Annotated in this window: 11 protein-coding genes; 9 read left to right on the top strand and 2 right to left on the bottom strand. The window is 50.0% G+C overall.

From position 1 onward, the window contains the following. Positions 1 to 14: 14 nt before the first annotated feature. Together focA and ycaO are read right to left on the bottom strand one after the other, a co-directional pair. A complete protein-coding gene (gene focA, locus OH663_RS16940) occupies positions 15 to 872 on the bottom strand; it encodes a formate transporter FocA (protein ID WP_200010741.1) in 858 nt (285 codons plus the stop codon). Between the two features lie 404 nt (positions 873 to 1,276). Then, positions 1,277 to 3,037, bottom strand: coding sequence for a 30S ribosomal protein S12 methylthiotransferase accessory factor YcaO (gene ycaO / locus OH663_RS16935; protein WP_045441257.1), 1,761 nt, complete (start codon positions 3,035 to 3,037; stop codon positions 1,277 to 1,279). A 136-nt stretch (positions 3,038 to 3,173) separates the two neighbouring features. Between ycaO and OH663_RS16930 the strand changes: the two genes are divergently transcribed. The 9 genes from OH663_RS16930 to lpxK all read left to right on the top strand — a co-directional run bounded on the left by OH663_RS16930 (position 3,174) and on the right by lpxK (position 14,849). Next, complete coding sequence (locus tag OH663_RS16930) at positions 3,174 to 3,866, top strand: DUF421 domain-containing protein (RefSeq protein ID WP_045441258.1); 693 nt, start codon at positions 3,174 to 3,176, stop codon at positions 3,864 to 3,866. 213 nt (positions 3,867 to 4,079) lie between these two features. Then, the gene (serC, locus tag OH663_RS16925) at positions 4,080 to 5,168 is read left to right on the top strand and encodes a 3-phosphoserine/phosphohydroxythreonine transaminase (RefSeq protein WP_200010745.1); all 1,089 of its coding nucleotides are present in this window, start codon (positions 4,080 to 4,082) and stop codon (positions 5,166 to 5,168) included. A 70-nt stretch (positions 5,169 to 5,238) separates the two neighbouring features. Continuing rightward, entirely contained in the window at positions 5,239 to 6,522 is a 1,284-nt protein-coding gene (aroA, locus tag OH663_RS16920) for a 3-phosphoshikimate 1-carboxyvinyltransferase (protein ID WP_045441260.1), read from the top strand. Positions 6,523 to 6,704: 182 nt separating this feature from the next. Continuing rightward, positions 6,705 to 7,388, top strand: a complete 684-nt coding sequence (cmk, locus tag OH663_RS16915) for a (d)CMP kinase (RefSeq protein ID WP_045441261.1) — start codon at positions 6,705 to 6,707, stop codon at positions 7,386 to 7,388. Positions 7,389 to 7,501: 113 nt separating this feature from the next. Then, positions 7,502 to 9,175 (top strand): 30S ribosomal protein S1, encoded by a 1,674-nt coding sequence (gene rpsA / locus OH663_RS16910; protein WP_045441262.1) that lies wholly within the window; start codon positions 7,502 to 7,504, stop codon positions 9,173 to 9,175. 161 nt (positions 9,176 to 9,336) lie between these two features. Continuing rightward, entirely contained in the window at positions 9,337 to 9,621 is a 285-nt protein-coding gene (ihfB, locus tag OH663_RS16905; protein WP_003035780.1) for an integration host factor subunit beta, read from the top strand. Between the two features lie 204 nt (positions 9,622 to 9,825). Continuing rightward, a complete protein-coding gene (locus OH663_RS16900) occupies positions 9,826 to 12,090 on the top strand; it encodes a ComEC family protein (protein WP_200010747.1) in 2,265 nt (754 codons plus the stop codon). Positions 12,091 to 12,126: 36 nt separating this feature from the next. Next, the gene (msbA, locus tag OH663_RS16895; RefSeq protein WP_048221756.1) at positions 12,127 to 13,875 is read left to right on the top strand and encodes a lipid A ABC transporter ATP-binding protein/permease MsbA; all 1,749 of its coding nucleotides are present in this window, start codon (positions 12,127 to 12,129) and stop codon (positions 13,873 to 13,875) included. After that, positions 13,872 to 14,849 carry a tetraacyldisaccharide 4'-kinase gene (lpxK, locus tag OH663_RS16890; protein WP_200010749.1) on the top strand — a complete coding sequence of 326 codons (978 nt, stop codon included), beginning with the start codon at positions 13,872 to 13,874 and terminating at the stop codon, positions 14,847 to 14,849. The genes msbA and lpxK overlap by 4 nt, the downstream gene beginning before the upstream one ends. Positions 14,850 to 14,875: the final 26 nt, after the last annotated feature.

Here is a 14,875-nt window from a genome sequence, read left to right as displayed (position 1 = left end):
TGAACATCAACAAATTAATGATGATCGTTACCACGCAGGTAAATGACCCAGTATGTCAACCCGACCAACAAACCGCCGCCGATAATGTTACCGATCGTAACCGGAATCAGGTTATCGGTGATGAAATTCATCACGGTCAGGTGAGAAAAATTCTCCGGAGAGGAACCGACTGCGGTCCAGAATTCCGGGGTGGCTAAATCGCGTATTACGATACCCATAGGGATCATAAACATGTTTGCGATACTGTGCTCAAAACCGCTGGCAACAAACATTGCGACCGGTAATACCATGATAAACGCTTTGTCCATCAGGCTGCGACCTGAGTAGCTCATCCATACGGCCAGACATACCATCAGGTTAGCCAGAATGCCAAGGCTAACAGCCTCAACAAAAGTATGGTGCACTTTGTGATCGGCTGTTTGTAGAACGTTAAGCCCCCATGCGCCATTGGCGGTCATGTACTCGCCAGAAAGCCACATCAGTAACACGAAGATGAGGGCGCCAATCAGGTTGCCGACATATACGTTAAGCCAGTTCTTTGCCAGTTGGCCCCAGGTAATACGACCACTCGCCTTAGCGACGACAATCAGTACCGTTGAGGTGAAGAGGTCTGCACCGCAGACAACACACAGGATCAACCCCAGGGAAAAGCAGATACCACCCACCAATTTTGCCATACCGAAAGGCATTGTTCCGGTGCCGGTGGTGGCGGTGATATAGAAAACAAAGGCAATTGAAATGAATACACCGGCAGTAATTGCCAGATAGAACGTCTTAAGCGGATGTTTCGTTGCTTTATAGACGCCTGCTTCTTCGGCAACTTTGGCCATTGCAGCAGGTAGAATAAGATCAAAAGGGTTGTCAGCTTTCACACTAACTCTCTCTTTATTAAGTCGGCGACGAGATACTAACAAAGCATTATAGATGAGAATTTGATATAGATCATATCTCGCCTGGCTTATAGGCCCGTAAGACGCATGGTTTTTATGCGATTACGGTGTAACTTTTTGATTATCCAAGTAAAAATAAATTTTAAAAATTATAAAGTGAGTTGAATTTTTTCCTTTTGCCCCCTGTTGAGCAGTTAATTAAAATGGAGTAATTGCAATAAAAGGTAACATTACTAAGTTAATTTTTTTAATATCAACTACTAATATTTAACCTTGCTTTTACATTTATTTTTGATTACGCAAAAATAAAAAAATGGGGCACTAAAAGCGCCCCGTAATATAGCGTAGTCAATTGTTGAAGCCTACTCAGAGTAGGCTGTTTGCCACTATTTTGACCAGTGTGCTGCTTTAGCACGCTGCAATTTTTCGTAGGCTTTCAGCAAAGACTGATGTGCCGGGAACGCTTGCAGATCGTTGTCAACGGGCTGGAGGCCATAGAAAGGCGCTTCTCCGCTCAATGCCGCACTTGCCGCTTCAACGGCATCAGCACCGTACATGCGAACAAAGGCATTCAGATATTGCAGCGGTTGCCGATCTTCTTCTTGCGACAGCAGCAACAGCGTTTGCAGACAACGGTAATAGTTTGCACGTTCGGCGCTAAAGACAGAGGCGTTAAATTCCATCGTCCATTCCGTCCAAATCAATGCCTGCTCCAGGTCGCCACCAGCCAGAGCCAGCATGACTTTTAACTCGCCAATGCGCAGGGTAGACCAACCGTTGTCCGGACCAGTCGCCAGGCCCAGCAGTTCACGCACGCGAGTAAAGTCGTCAAAACCTTCTTCATCCAGTTGTTCGAGCAGATTGAGATAGTCTTCTTTATCCCATTCACTGCCCGGCAGAGAAAGGATTGTCTCACGCAAATGCGCGCCCATACCGTTGTTCGCTAACCACAAATCTTCAGCCGGATAGATGTCAGACATACCGGGAACGATAATGCGGCAAGCGTACACGCCCAGGTGTTCGTAGTCGGCGATATACACTTCTTTATCTTCAGTGTTGAAGATAGCCATCAGGGTGGCGAACTCCTGTTCCGTGGTTCCGGAGAAATTCCAGTCGACGAACGGATAATCAGCATCCTGTTTGAACAGATCCCAGGAGATCAAGCCGCTGGAATCGATGAAATGAGTTTCGAGGTTGGTGTGTTCAGCGACTTCTTCGTCGTCGAAGGTCGGTGGAGTGAACACATCGAGATCTTTCAGACCACGGCCTTGTAACAGTTCGGTGACTGTACGTTCCAGTGCCACGCCAAAATCAGGATGTGCGCCGAATGAAGCAAAGCAGGTGCCATTGGCAGGGTTAAACAAAACCACGCAGATTACTGGGTATTTGCCGCCCAAAGAGCCGTCATACGCGAAAATCGGGAAACCTTCCGCTTCCAGTTTGGCGATGGACTCGACAACCGCCGGATAGCGCGCCAGCACGTCGGCAGGAATTTCCGGCAGGCTGATGCTTTCCGCGATAATACGATTCTTCACATAACGTTCAAAGACCTCAGACAAACCCTGAACACGCGCTTCATTAGGCGTGTTACCGGCGGACATCCCGTTAGATACGTACAGGTTGCCGATAATGTTCATCGGAATATAGACGGTCTGGTTATCAGACTGGCGGGTAAACGGCAGGCCGCAGACACCGCGTTCTTCATTGCCTGACTGCAGATCGATAAGCATGCTTCCGGTCAGTTCATTTTCTGGATCGTAGAATGCGCGCAGACGCGGATCCAGCAGACCTTCCGGAACGTTGTCGTCTTCGGTCAACGGGAACCACTTTTCGTTCGGATAATGCACGAACGGACTGTTAGCGATGGTTTCACCCAACCAGAAATCAGCAAAGAAGTAGTTAGTGGACAGACGCTCAAAATATTCACCCAGCGCGGAAGCCAGCGCTGCTTTTTTCGTCGCGCCCTTGCCGTTGGTGAAGCACAGTGCGCACTCTTTATCGCGGATATGTACAGACCAGACGTTAGGAACGGGGTTTAACCATGAAGCTTCTTCAATATGGAAACCGAGGTCGAGCAATTTTTGCTGGAAGCGGGCGATGGAATCTTCCAGAGCGGCATCTTTGCCGGGGATAAATGTTTGCGTCATGAAAATCACTTTTGTCGTACGGAAAGCGCGCAATGATACGGGTTTTGAATGAATGGCGCTATCGCCGCTACCACTGCGGCGTAAATAAAAGTATTGGCTATGCTTTCACACAGTCCACAACGTTTAGAGCGTAAGTATGAAAGCATTTGATTTGCAGCGTATGGCTCTTGATAAGGTGCCAATGGATTTTCTTGGCGAGGTTGCTCTGCGTAGCCTCTATACCTTTATATTAGTTTTCCTTTTCTTAAAGCTCACAGGACGGCGTGGCGTTCGTCAGATGTCACTTTTTGAAGTGCTGATTATTTTGACGCTGGGTTCAGCTGCGGGTGATGTGGCGTTCTATGACGATGTCCCTATGCTTCCGGTACTGGTCGTTTTTATGACCCTGGCGCTGCTTTATCGTTTAGTGATGTGGTTAATGGCACATAGCGAAAAGCTGGAGGATTTGCTGGAAGGCAAGCCAGTGGTCATCGTTGAGGATGGCGAACTGGCATGGTCAAAGCTTCACAACGCCAATATGACGGAATTCGAATTCTTTATGGAGCTACGTCTCAATGGTGTCGAGCAACTTGGGCAGGTCAGGCTGGCGATTCTTGAAACGAACGGGCAGATTAGCGTCTATTTTTTCGAGGATAAACAGATCAAACCCGGACTAAGCATTCTTCCCAAACACTGCACACAACGATTTAAGGTTGTACCTGAAGCGGGAGACTATGCCTGCGTACGTTGTAGTGAAGTGATCCAAATGAGTGCGGGCGATCATCAATTATGTCCGCGCTGTGCAAATCCAGAATGGTCGAAGGCCAGCCGGGCAAAACGCGTCACCTGACAGCGAAAATCTCGGTTTTTTTCCGTCAATCCGATAGATTCTGTTGTGTGATGCATCGCTCATTTTTACCCTGGTCATTTTTACCCATTGCGGCGCGTGTCACTGAATGATAAAACCGATATCCACAGGAATAACTTATACCCAATGTCTGTCACAGGAATTATCGTAACGACAGGATGTTGATCGGATAACAACACAACGTGGTGAGGGGAAATGGCTCAGGTCTTCAATTTTAGTTCAGGTCCGGCAATGCTACCGGCAGAAGTACTTAAACTGGCTCAACAGGATCTTTGTGACTGGAATGGTCTTGGCACGTCGGTAATGGAAATTAGCCACCGGGGTAAAGAGTTTATTCAGGTCGCAGAGGAAGCCGAGCAGGATTTTCGCGATCTTCTCAGTATCCCCTCCAACTATAAAGTGTTGTTCTGCCATGGTGGTGGTCGTGGGCAGTTTGCCGGTATCCCATTAAATATTCTGGGTAATAAAACTACGGCGGATTACGTTGATGCCGGTTACTGGGCAGCCAGTGCTATTAAAGAAGCGAAAAAGTACTGCACGCCGAATGTTATTGATGCCAAAGTTACCGTTGACGGCCTGCGTGCTGTCAAGCCAATGAGCGAATGGCAGCTTTCTGATAACGCGGCGTACTTGCACTTTTGTCCGAATGAAACCATCGATGGCATTGCGATCGATGAAACGCCGAAGTTTGCCAGCAATGTGGTGGTGACGGCGGATCTATCCTCCACCATTCTTTCCGGCCCGCTGGATGTTAGCCGCTATGGCGTTATCTATGCTGGTGCACAGAAGAATATCGGTCCGGCAGGGCTGACGATTGTTATCGTTCGTGAAGATTTACTGGGTAAAGCCCACGTGTCCTGTCCGTCGATCCTTGACTACACCGTACTGAACGACAATGACTCCATGTTCAATACACCACCGACTTTTGCCTGGTATCTTTCTGGTCTGGTCTTTAAATGGCTGAAAGAACAGGGTGGTGTTAATGCTATGGATAAAATTAACCAGCAAAAAGCAGAGCTATTGTATAGCGTGATTGATAACAGTGACTTCTACCGCAATGATGTCGCGAAGTCTAACCGCTCACGCATGAACGTACCGTTCCAGTTAGCTGACAGCTCTCTGGATAAACTCTTCCTGGAAGAGTCGTTCGCAGCGGGTTTGCATGCGCTGAAAGGACATCGGGTTGTCGGCGGTATGCGAGCGTCTATCTACAATGCCATGCCGCTTGAAGGTGTGAAAGCGCTGACCGATTTCATGATCGATTTCGAGCGTCGCCGCGGTTAATTTGTTATTTCTTTTCATCCCCGCAGCCAGCCTGTGGGGTTTTTATGTCTGTTTTTGAGAGTTAAGTTTCATGGAATCCCTGACGTTACAACCCATTGCGCGGGTGGATGGCACCATCAATCTGCCTGGATCCAAAAGTGTTTCTAACCGCGCTTTGCTGCTGGCTGCATTAGCGAATGGTACTACTGTCCTGACAAACCTGCTGGACAGCGATGATGTTCGCCATATGCTCAATGCTCTGAACGCGTTAGGGATTAGCTATACCCTTTCAGCCGATCGCACTCGCTGTGAAATTACTGGCAATGGTGGCCCATTACATGCCGAAGGCGCTGTCGAACTGTTTCTTGGCAATGCCGGAACCGCGATGCGCCCTTTAGCTGCTGCGCTGTGTCTGGGAAATAATGATATCGTGCTGACGGGTGAACCGCGCATGAAAGAGCGCCCGATTGGTCATCTGGTAGATGCACTACGCCAGGGCGGAGCAGAGATTGAATACCTTGAGCAGGAAAACTATCCGCCTTTACGTCTGCGCGGTGGTTTTGTTGGCGGGCAGGTAGAGGTTGACGGCAGTGTTTCCAGCCAGTTCCTGACGGCGTTATTGATGACCGCACCGCTGGCACCGCAGGATACGACGATCGCGATTAAAGGCGAACTGGTGTCAAAACCCTACATCGACATCACACTGAATTTGATGAAAACGTTTGGTGTTGAAATTGAGAACCAGAATTACCAGCGCTTTGTGGTGCAGGGGGGGCAGCAGTACCAGTCTCCGGGTCATTACCTGGTAGAAGGGGATGCGTCATCAGCCTCTTACTTCCTCGCTGCCGGAGCGATTAAAGGCGGTACAGTAAAAGTCACTGGGATTGGCCGCAATAGTATGCAGGGCGATATTCGTTTCGCTGATGTGCTGGAAAAAATGGGCGCGACCATTACCTGGGGCGACGATTTCATAGCCTGTACGCGCGGCGAATTAAACGCTGTTGATATGGACATGAATCACATCCCGGATGCGGCAATGACCATTGCCACCGCAGCGCTTTTTGCTAAAGGTACGACGACATTGCGTAATATCTACAACTGGCGTGTCAAAGAGACCGACCGTCTGTTCGCAATGGCGACAGAGTTACGTAAAGTTGGTGCTGAAGTGGAAGAGGGGCATGATTTTATCCGTATTACACCGCCAGCATCGTTAACATTCGCGGACATCGCGACCTATAACGATCACCGTATGGCGATGTGTTTCTCTCTGGTGGCGTTATCTGATACGCCAGTTACTATTCTTGACCCTAAATGTACCGCAAAAACCTTCCCGGATTACTTTGAACAGCTGGCGCGTATTAGTACGCCTGTCTGATTTGATCGCCGCACCATCGGGTGCGGCACATTCTTACGCTTTCTGACATCCCCGATTGTCCATTTATTCTACACTCAGCTTCAATGACTCTGTATTTTTCACACAAAGATAACGATCGTTGACGTTGGCGCGTATAATGCGCGGCGTTCACGTTAACGGTATGCCTGTTTAAGGAGAAAAAGATGACGGCAATTGCCCCGGTTATTACCATTGATGGCCCAAGCGGTGCAGGTAAAGGCACCTTGTGCAAGGCAATGGCGGAAGCATTGCAGTGGCATCTGTTAGATTCTGGCGCGATTTATCGTGTACTGGCGCTCGCGGCGTTACATCACCATGTTGATGTCGCTTCTGAAGATGCGCTGGTCCCGCTTGCGTCGCATCTGGATGTGCGCTTTATCTCAACAGACGGCAATCTGGAAGTTATTCTGGAAGGTGAAGATGTTAGCGGTGAAATCCGCACCCAGGAGGTGGCTAATGCTGCATCTCAGGTGGCTGCGTTTCCTCGTGTTCGTGAAGCACTTTTACGTCGCCAACGCGCCTTTCGCGAAGCGCCGGGATTGATCGCTGACGGACGTGATATGGGGACAGTGGTGTTCCCTGACGCACCGGTGAAAATTTTTCTGGACGCGTCCTCGCAAGAACGTGCGCATCGACGTATGCTACAGTTGCAGGAGAAGGGCTTTAGTGTTAACTTTGAACGCCTTTTGGCCGAGATCGAAGAACGCGACGACCGCGATCGTAATCGTGCTGTAGCGCCATTAGTTCCTGCTGCCGATGCTTTAGTTTTGGACTCAACCCGATTAAGCATTGAGCAAGTGATTGAAAAAGCGTTACAATACGCGCGCCAAAAACTGGCACTCGCTTAAGTGCGACCGAATTTGCAGTACCCCCGTTGCAATGGAATGACAGCGGGTATGTTAAACAACCCCATCCGGCATGGAGCCAGGTGGACGTTAAATATGAAACCTGAAGATTAAACATGACTGAATCTTTTGCTCAACTGTTTGAAGAATCCTTAAAAGAAATCGAAACCCGTCCGGGTTCCATCGTTCGTGGTGTTGTTGTTGCTATCGACAAAGATATCGTACTGGTTGATGCCGGTCTGAAATCTGAGTCTGCCATTCCGGCAGAGCAGTTCAAAAATGCCCAGGGCGAGCTGGAAATCCAGGTTGGTGACGAAGTTGATGTTGCTCTGGATGCAGTAGAAGACGGCTTCGGTGAAACTCTGCTGTCCCGTGAAAAAGCTAAGCGTCATGAAGCTTGGATCACGCTGGAAAAAGCTTACGAAGAAGCTGCGACCGTTACTGGTGTTATCAATGGCAAAGTCAAGGGTGGCTTCACTGTTGAGCTGAATGGTATTCGCGCGTTCCTGCCGGGTTCCCTGGTAGACGTTCGTCCGGTCCGCGACACGCTGCACCTGGAAGGCAAAGAGCTTGAGTTCAAAGTAATCAAGCTGGATCAGAAGCGTAACAACGTTGTTGTTTCCCGTCGTGCCGTTATCGAATCCGAAAACAGCGCAGAACGCGATCAGCTGCTGGAAAACCTGCAGGAAGGCATGGAAGTTAAAGGTATCGTTAAGAACCTCACTGACTACGGTGCATTCGTTGATCTGGGTGGCGTTGACGGCCTGCTGCACATCACCGACATGGCATGGAAACGCGTTAAGCATCCGAGCGAAATCGTAAACGTTGGCGACGAAATCACTGTTAAAGTGCTGAAGTTCGACCGCGAGCGTACTCGTGTATCTCTGGGCCTGAAACAGCTGGGCGAAGATCCATGGGTAGCTATCGCTAAGCGTTATCCGGAAGGTACCAAACTGACTGGTCGCGTGACCAACCTGACCGACTACGGCTGCTTCGTTGAAATCGAAGAAGGCGTTGAAGGCCTGGTTCACGTTTCCGAAATGGATTGGACCAACAAAAACATCCACCCGTCCAAAGTTGTTAACGTTGGCGACGTAGTGGAAGTTATGGTTCTGGATATCGACGAAGAACGTCGTCGTATCTCCCTGGGTCTGAAGCAGTGCAAAAACAACCCATGGCAGCAGTTCGCGGAAACCCACAACAAGGGCGACCGTGTTGAAGGTAAAATCAAGTCTATCACTGACTTCGGTATCTTCATCGGCCTGGACGGCGGCATCGACGGCCTGGTTCACCTGTCTGACATCTCCTGGAACGTTGCAGGCGAAGAAGCAGTTCGTGAATACAAAAAAGGCGACGAAATCGCAGCAGTTGTTCTGCAGGTTGATGCAGAACGTGAGCGTATCTCTCTGGGCGTTAAACAGCTCGCAGAAGATCCGTTCAACAACTGGGTTGCACTGAACAAGAAAGGCGCAATCGTAAACGGTAAAGTGACTGCAGTTGACGCTAAAGGCGCAACCGTAGAACTGGCTGACGGCGTTGAAGGTTACCTGCGCGCTTCTGAGGCTTCACGTGACCGCGTTGAAGATGCAACTCTGGTTCTGAGCGTAGGCGACGACGTTGAAGCTAAATTCACCGGCGTTGATCGTAAGAACCGTGCAATCAGCCTGTCTGTTCGTGCTAAAGACGAAGCTGATGAGAAAGATGCAATCGCAACTGTTAACAAACAGGAAGATGCAAACTTCTCCAACAACGCAATGGCTGAAGCTTTCAAAGCAGCTAAAGGCGAGTAATATCGAGTACTCTCTCATTCCTTTGTGCTATCAACAGCACAAAGGGTGACGAGTAGCTTGACAGATGACAGGATTCGTCCTGTAATCAATGACAAAGGGCGGCTACGGCCGCCCTTAATCAATGCAGCAGCTAATTTTGCCTTTAAGGAACCGGAGGAATCATGACCAAGTCAGAATTGATTGAAAGACTTGCAACCCAGCAACCTCATATTCCCGCGAAAGCGGTTGAAGATGCAGTAAAAGAGATGCTGGAACATATGGCCTCGACTCTTGCGCAGGGCGAGCGTATTGAAATCCGCGGTTTCGGCAGTTTTTCTTTGCATTACCGCGCACCACGCACCGGACGTAATCCGAAGACTGGCGATAAAGTGGATCTGGAAGGGAAATATGTTCCGCACTTTAAACCGGGTAAAGAACTGCGCGATCGCGCCAATATTTACGGTTAAGTTTTAAAAGAAACTTAAGCGCGAAAAAGCACCTGAATGGGTGCTTTTTTCATTTTGACACCCATATTTGAATGCCTCCTCGCAGTTAATTTGCACGTTACATTTCCCATGTAAAAACCGCGGAACCCACCGCGTTTAACGGACAATTTTCACCAGACAACCGTTAAGCTGTACTGCACACTTCCGCCAACAGGGAGGTGTCTGATGAAAATAACAACGGTGAGTTTGTGTGCGTTGTGCGGCATGCTGCCACTTACGCTATTGCCAGTGCTGCCTGGAGCGCTGTATTTCAGTGGTCTGTTTTGTCTGGCATGTATGCTCTGTCTTATTCCTCGCAAATATCTGCAATACACCGGATTAACCCTGTTGTTCTTTCTCTGGGGAATACTGGCGGCGAAAGAAGCGATCTGGGCGAGTAATACGCTCCCTGCCAGGACCCAGCAGGCCATCGTCCAGATTACCAGTACGGACAATAAGACGACACACTACGGGAAAATAACGCACCTTCAGGGACGCCGGATATTTCCAGCAGTGGGGATCGTGCTGTACGGACAGTATTTACCCGGCGATGTTTGTGCGGGCCAGCAATGGGATATGACGCTCAAGGTTCGTGCGGTACATGGGCAGTTGAATGAAGGTGGATTTGATAGCCAGCGTTATGCGCTAGCACAGCATCAGGTGCTGACTGGGCGTTTTCTGCAGGCCACGGTTATCATGCCCAAATGCAGTTTGCGTGCTCGTTACCTCTCTTCACTCAATACCGCTCTGGCCACGTATCCCTGGCAGCAGGTCATACTGGGCTTGGGAATGGGGGAACGATTATCCGTTTCGCAAGAGGTGAAAACCATAATGCGTGATACCGGCACTGCGCATTTGATGGCCATTTCCGGGCTGCACATTGCTTTTGCCGCACTACTGGTCGGCGGGTTGATACGCGGCGGACAATTTTTTATGCCGACACGATGGCTCCACTGGCAGGTACCGCTGGTTGGCGGAATAGCCAGTGCGGCATTCTATGCATGGCTAACGGGTTTACAACCTCCTGCATTACGTACGGTGGTTGCACTGATTGTGTGGGGAGCGCTTCAATTAAGTGGCAGGCGGTGGAGTGGGTGGTCGGTCTGGGTATGTTGCCTGGCCGCCATCGTACTGGTGGATCCAGTCAGCATTCTTTCTCAGAGCCTCTGGTTATCGGCTTTTGCTGTTGCGGGACTGATATTCTGGTATCAGTGGGTTCCGATGTCGGATCGGCCGCTATCCCGTGTCGGACATGTAATCCTGGCGCTGATCCATCTTCAGTTGGGTATTACCGTTCTGTTGATGCCTGTGCAAATCGCTTTTTTTCACGGCATCAGCCTGACATCTTTTCTGGCTAATTTATTTGCCGTCCCGCTGGTTACGTTCGTTTCCGTCCCGCTGATACTCGCCGCAATGATTGTGCATTTAACCGGTCTGGTGATGCTCGAATCGGGACTATGGTATTTGGCTGACCGTTCTCTGGCGCTTCTATTCTGGACGCTCAACAAGCTGCCTGAAGGGTGGGTTAACATTGATGAACGCTGGCAATGGCTAGCATTATCTCCCTGGTTGATGCTTATCGCATGGCGGCTGAATATCTGGCGTACCCTGCCGATAGTCTGTATTTCTGGACTGCTTTTGCTGAGCGTGCCGCTCTGGATAACGCCGCGAAATGACGTGTGGCAGGTGCATATGCTGGATGTCGGGCAGGGGCTGGCGATGGTGATTACCCGTAATGGGAAGGCGATACTTTATGATACCGGTCTGGCCTGGCCGGAAGGCGACAGTGCGCAACAGGTCATTATTCCCTGGTTACGCTGGCACAACCTGGAACCGGAAGGGATTATTCTCAGTCATGAGCATATGGATCACCGGGGGGGATTACGCTCACTACAAAAGACCTGGCCATCTTTGTGGACAAGAAGTCCGTTGGGCTGGGAAGGGCATCTTCCTTGTTTTCGCGGGGAGAGGTGGCAATGGCAGGGTTTAACGTTTAGCGCACACTGGCCAATCAGAAGAAATAAAGAGCAGGGAAATAATCAATCCTGCGTGGTAAAAGTTGATGATGGAAATCACAGCATCCTTCTGACAGGTGATATTGAATCTTCTGCTGAACAAAAAATGCTAAGTCACTACTGGCAGCATCTTCGGTCTACTTTTATTCAAGTTCCGCATCATGGCAGTAATACCTCCTCATCATTAGCGCTGATTCAGCGGGTTGGCGGACAAGGCGCTTTAGCCTCAGCGTCACGCTACAATGCCTGGCGCCTGCCATCCAGGAAGGTGAAGCAGCGTTACCTGCAACAGGGTTATCAATGGCTGGATACACCTCATCAGGGACAAGTTACACTGGATTTTTATCAGAAAAGTTGGCGAGTACGCAGTTTAAGGGATCAGATTTTACCCCGTTGGTATCATCAGTGGTTTGGCGTGCCGGAGGATAACGGGTAGAATATGCGGCTATTCTAACAAATGCTGGTTTTTTGAATGCATAACGATAAAGATCTCTCTACGTGGCAGACATTTCGCCGACTATGGCCAACCATAGCGCCTTTTAAATCGGGTCTGATCGTGGCGGGTATAGCGTTAGTCCTTAACGCGGCCAGCGATACCTTCATGTTATCGCTCCTTAAGCCATTACTGGATGATGGTTTTGGTAAAACAGATCGCTCAGTGCTGCTGTGGATGCCGCTGGTGGTTATTGGGCTGATGATTGTACGTGGCTTAACCAGCTACGTCTCCAGCTACTGTATTTCATGGGTGTCAGGCAAAGTGGTTATGACCATGCGCCGCCGCCTGTTTGGTCATATGATGGGCATGCCCGTCGCCTTTTTTGATAAGCAGTCTACCGGTACGTTACTGTCACGTATTACCTATGATTCAGAGCAGGTGGCGTCTTCGTCTTCCGGCGCGTTGATCACCGTGGTGCGTGAAGGGGCCTCAATTATTGGCCTGTTTATCATGATGTTTTATTACAGCTGGCAGCTGTCATTAATCCTGATTGTGCTGGCCCCTATTGTATCAATTGCGATTCGTGTTGTTTCCAAGCGCTTTCGTAGCATCAGTAAAAACATGCAAAATACGATGGGGCAGGTTACAACCAGTGCAGAGCAAATGCTGAAAGGCCACAAAGAAGTTCTGATATTCGGTGGTCAGGAAGTTGAAACCAAGCGTTTTGATAAAGTCAGTAACAAGATGCGCTTGCAAGGCATGAAGATGGTTTCTGCATCTTCCATCTCCGATCCTATCATCCAGTTGATTGCCTCTTTGGCTCTGGCCTTCGTGTTATACGCAGCCAGTTTCCCAAGTGTGATGGAAAACCTGACTGCGGGGACAATTACGGTTGTCTTCTCCTCTATGATCGCCCTGATGCGTCCGCTGAAGTCTCTGACTAACGTCAACGCACAGTTCCAGCGTGGTATGGCTGCATGCCAGACCTTGTTTACTATTCTGGATAGTGAACAAGAAAAAGACGAAGGTAAACGTGTGATTGAACGTGCTACCGGCGATCTGGAATTCCGTAATGTGACCTTTACCTATCCGGGTCGTGAAGTTCCAGCGTTGCGTAACATTAATCTGAATATCCCGGCGGGTAAAACCGTGGCGCTGGTAGGCCGTTCCGGTTCAGGAAAATCCACCATTGCGAGTCTGATTACGCGCTTCTACGACATTGATGAAGGGCAGATTCTGATGGACGGACACGATCTGCGTGAATACACCCTGGCATCCTTACGCGATCAAGTGGCTCTGGTCTCGCAGAACGTACACCTGTTTAACGATACGGTTGCGAACAACATTGCCTACGCGCGCACAGATATGTACAGCCGGGAGCAGATTGAAAAAGCGGCGCAGATGGCTTATGCCATGGATTTCATCAACAAAATGGATGATGGTCTGGATACGGTGATTGGCGAGAACGGCGTCCTGCTGTCCGGCGGTCAACGCCAGCGTATCGCTATCGCCCGTGCTTTGCTGCGCGACAGCCCGATTTTGATCCTTGATGAGGCAACGTCAGCTCTGGATACAGAGTCCGAACGCGCAATTCAGGCTGCACTGGATGAGTTACAGAAAAACCGTACTTCGCTGGTCATTGCTCATCGCCTTTCAACTATCGAACAAGCGGATGAAATCGTGGTGGTGGAAGACGGGCTGATTGTTGAGCGCGGCACCCATAGCGAACTGCTCGAACAGCGCGGTGTGTATGCACAACTGCACAAAATGCAATTTGGCCAATGATTGCGCGCATCTGGTCTGGTGAATCGCCGCTGTGGCGATTATTACTTCCGCTCTCCTGGCTCTACGGACTGGTGAGCGGAGGTATCCGCTTATGCTACAAGTTGGGACTTAAACGTGCATGGCGCGCGCCAGTGCCGGTTGTTGTTGTCGGAAACCTGACTGCGGGTGGCAATGGTAAAACGCCAGTGGTAATTTGGCTGGTTGAACAATTGCAGCAACGCGGCATTCGTGTGGGCGTTGTTTCTCGTGGCTATGGCGGGAAAGCACAGGCTTATCCGCTTTTACTGACAACAGAGACGACCACGGCAGAAGCGGGTGATGAACCTGTGCTGATCTTCCAGCGTACCGGTGTGCCAGTGGCTGTCTCTCCGGTAAGAGCGGATGCGGTAAAAGCCATTCTTGCCCGGCACGACGTGCAGATTATTGTTACCGATGATGGGTTACAGCACTATCGTCTGGCGCGTGATGTTGAAATTGTAGTGATTGACGGTGAACGTCGGTTCGGTAATGGCTGGTGGCTTCCGGCTGGTCCAATGCGCGAGCGTGCCGGACGCCTCAAATCAGTTGACGCGACGATCGTGAATGGTGGCACTCCATTGCCGGGGGAAATTCCCATGTGCCTTGAGCCAGGCCTGGCCGTTAATTTACGTACAGGTGAGCGGCGTAATGTAGCGCAGCTACCCAATATTGTTGCCATGGCGGGTATTGGTCATCCCCCCCGTTTTTTTGCCACACTTGAGGCATGCGGCGCCCGTCCGCAGAAGTGTATCGCGCTGGCAGACCACCAGTCTCTGACCTACAGTGACGTCAGCGTGTTGTCAGGTGAAGACCAAACGCTCGTCATGACGGAGAAAGACGCAGTTAAATGTCGCGCTTTTGCCGATGACAACTGGTGGTACTTACCCGTTGATGCTCATCTGTCGGGTGAACAACCTGGTGTCTTACTCGATAAGTTAACCTCGCTGACTCGCTAACAGATTCAAGCCGCGGCAGCGAATCA

It is taken from the genome of Citrobacter sp. Marseille-Q5395 (assembly GCF_947057495.1).
Classification (GTDB): Bacteria; Pseudomonadota; Gammaproteobacteria; order Enterobacterales; family Enterobacteriaceae; genus Citrobacter; species Citrobacter murliniae.
This window is presented reverse-complemented; position numbering and strand designations above follow the sequence as displayed.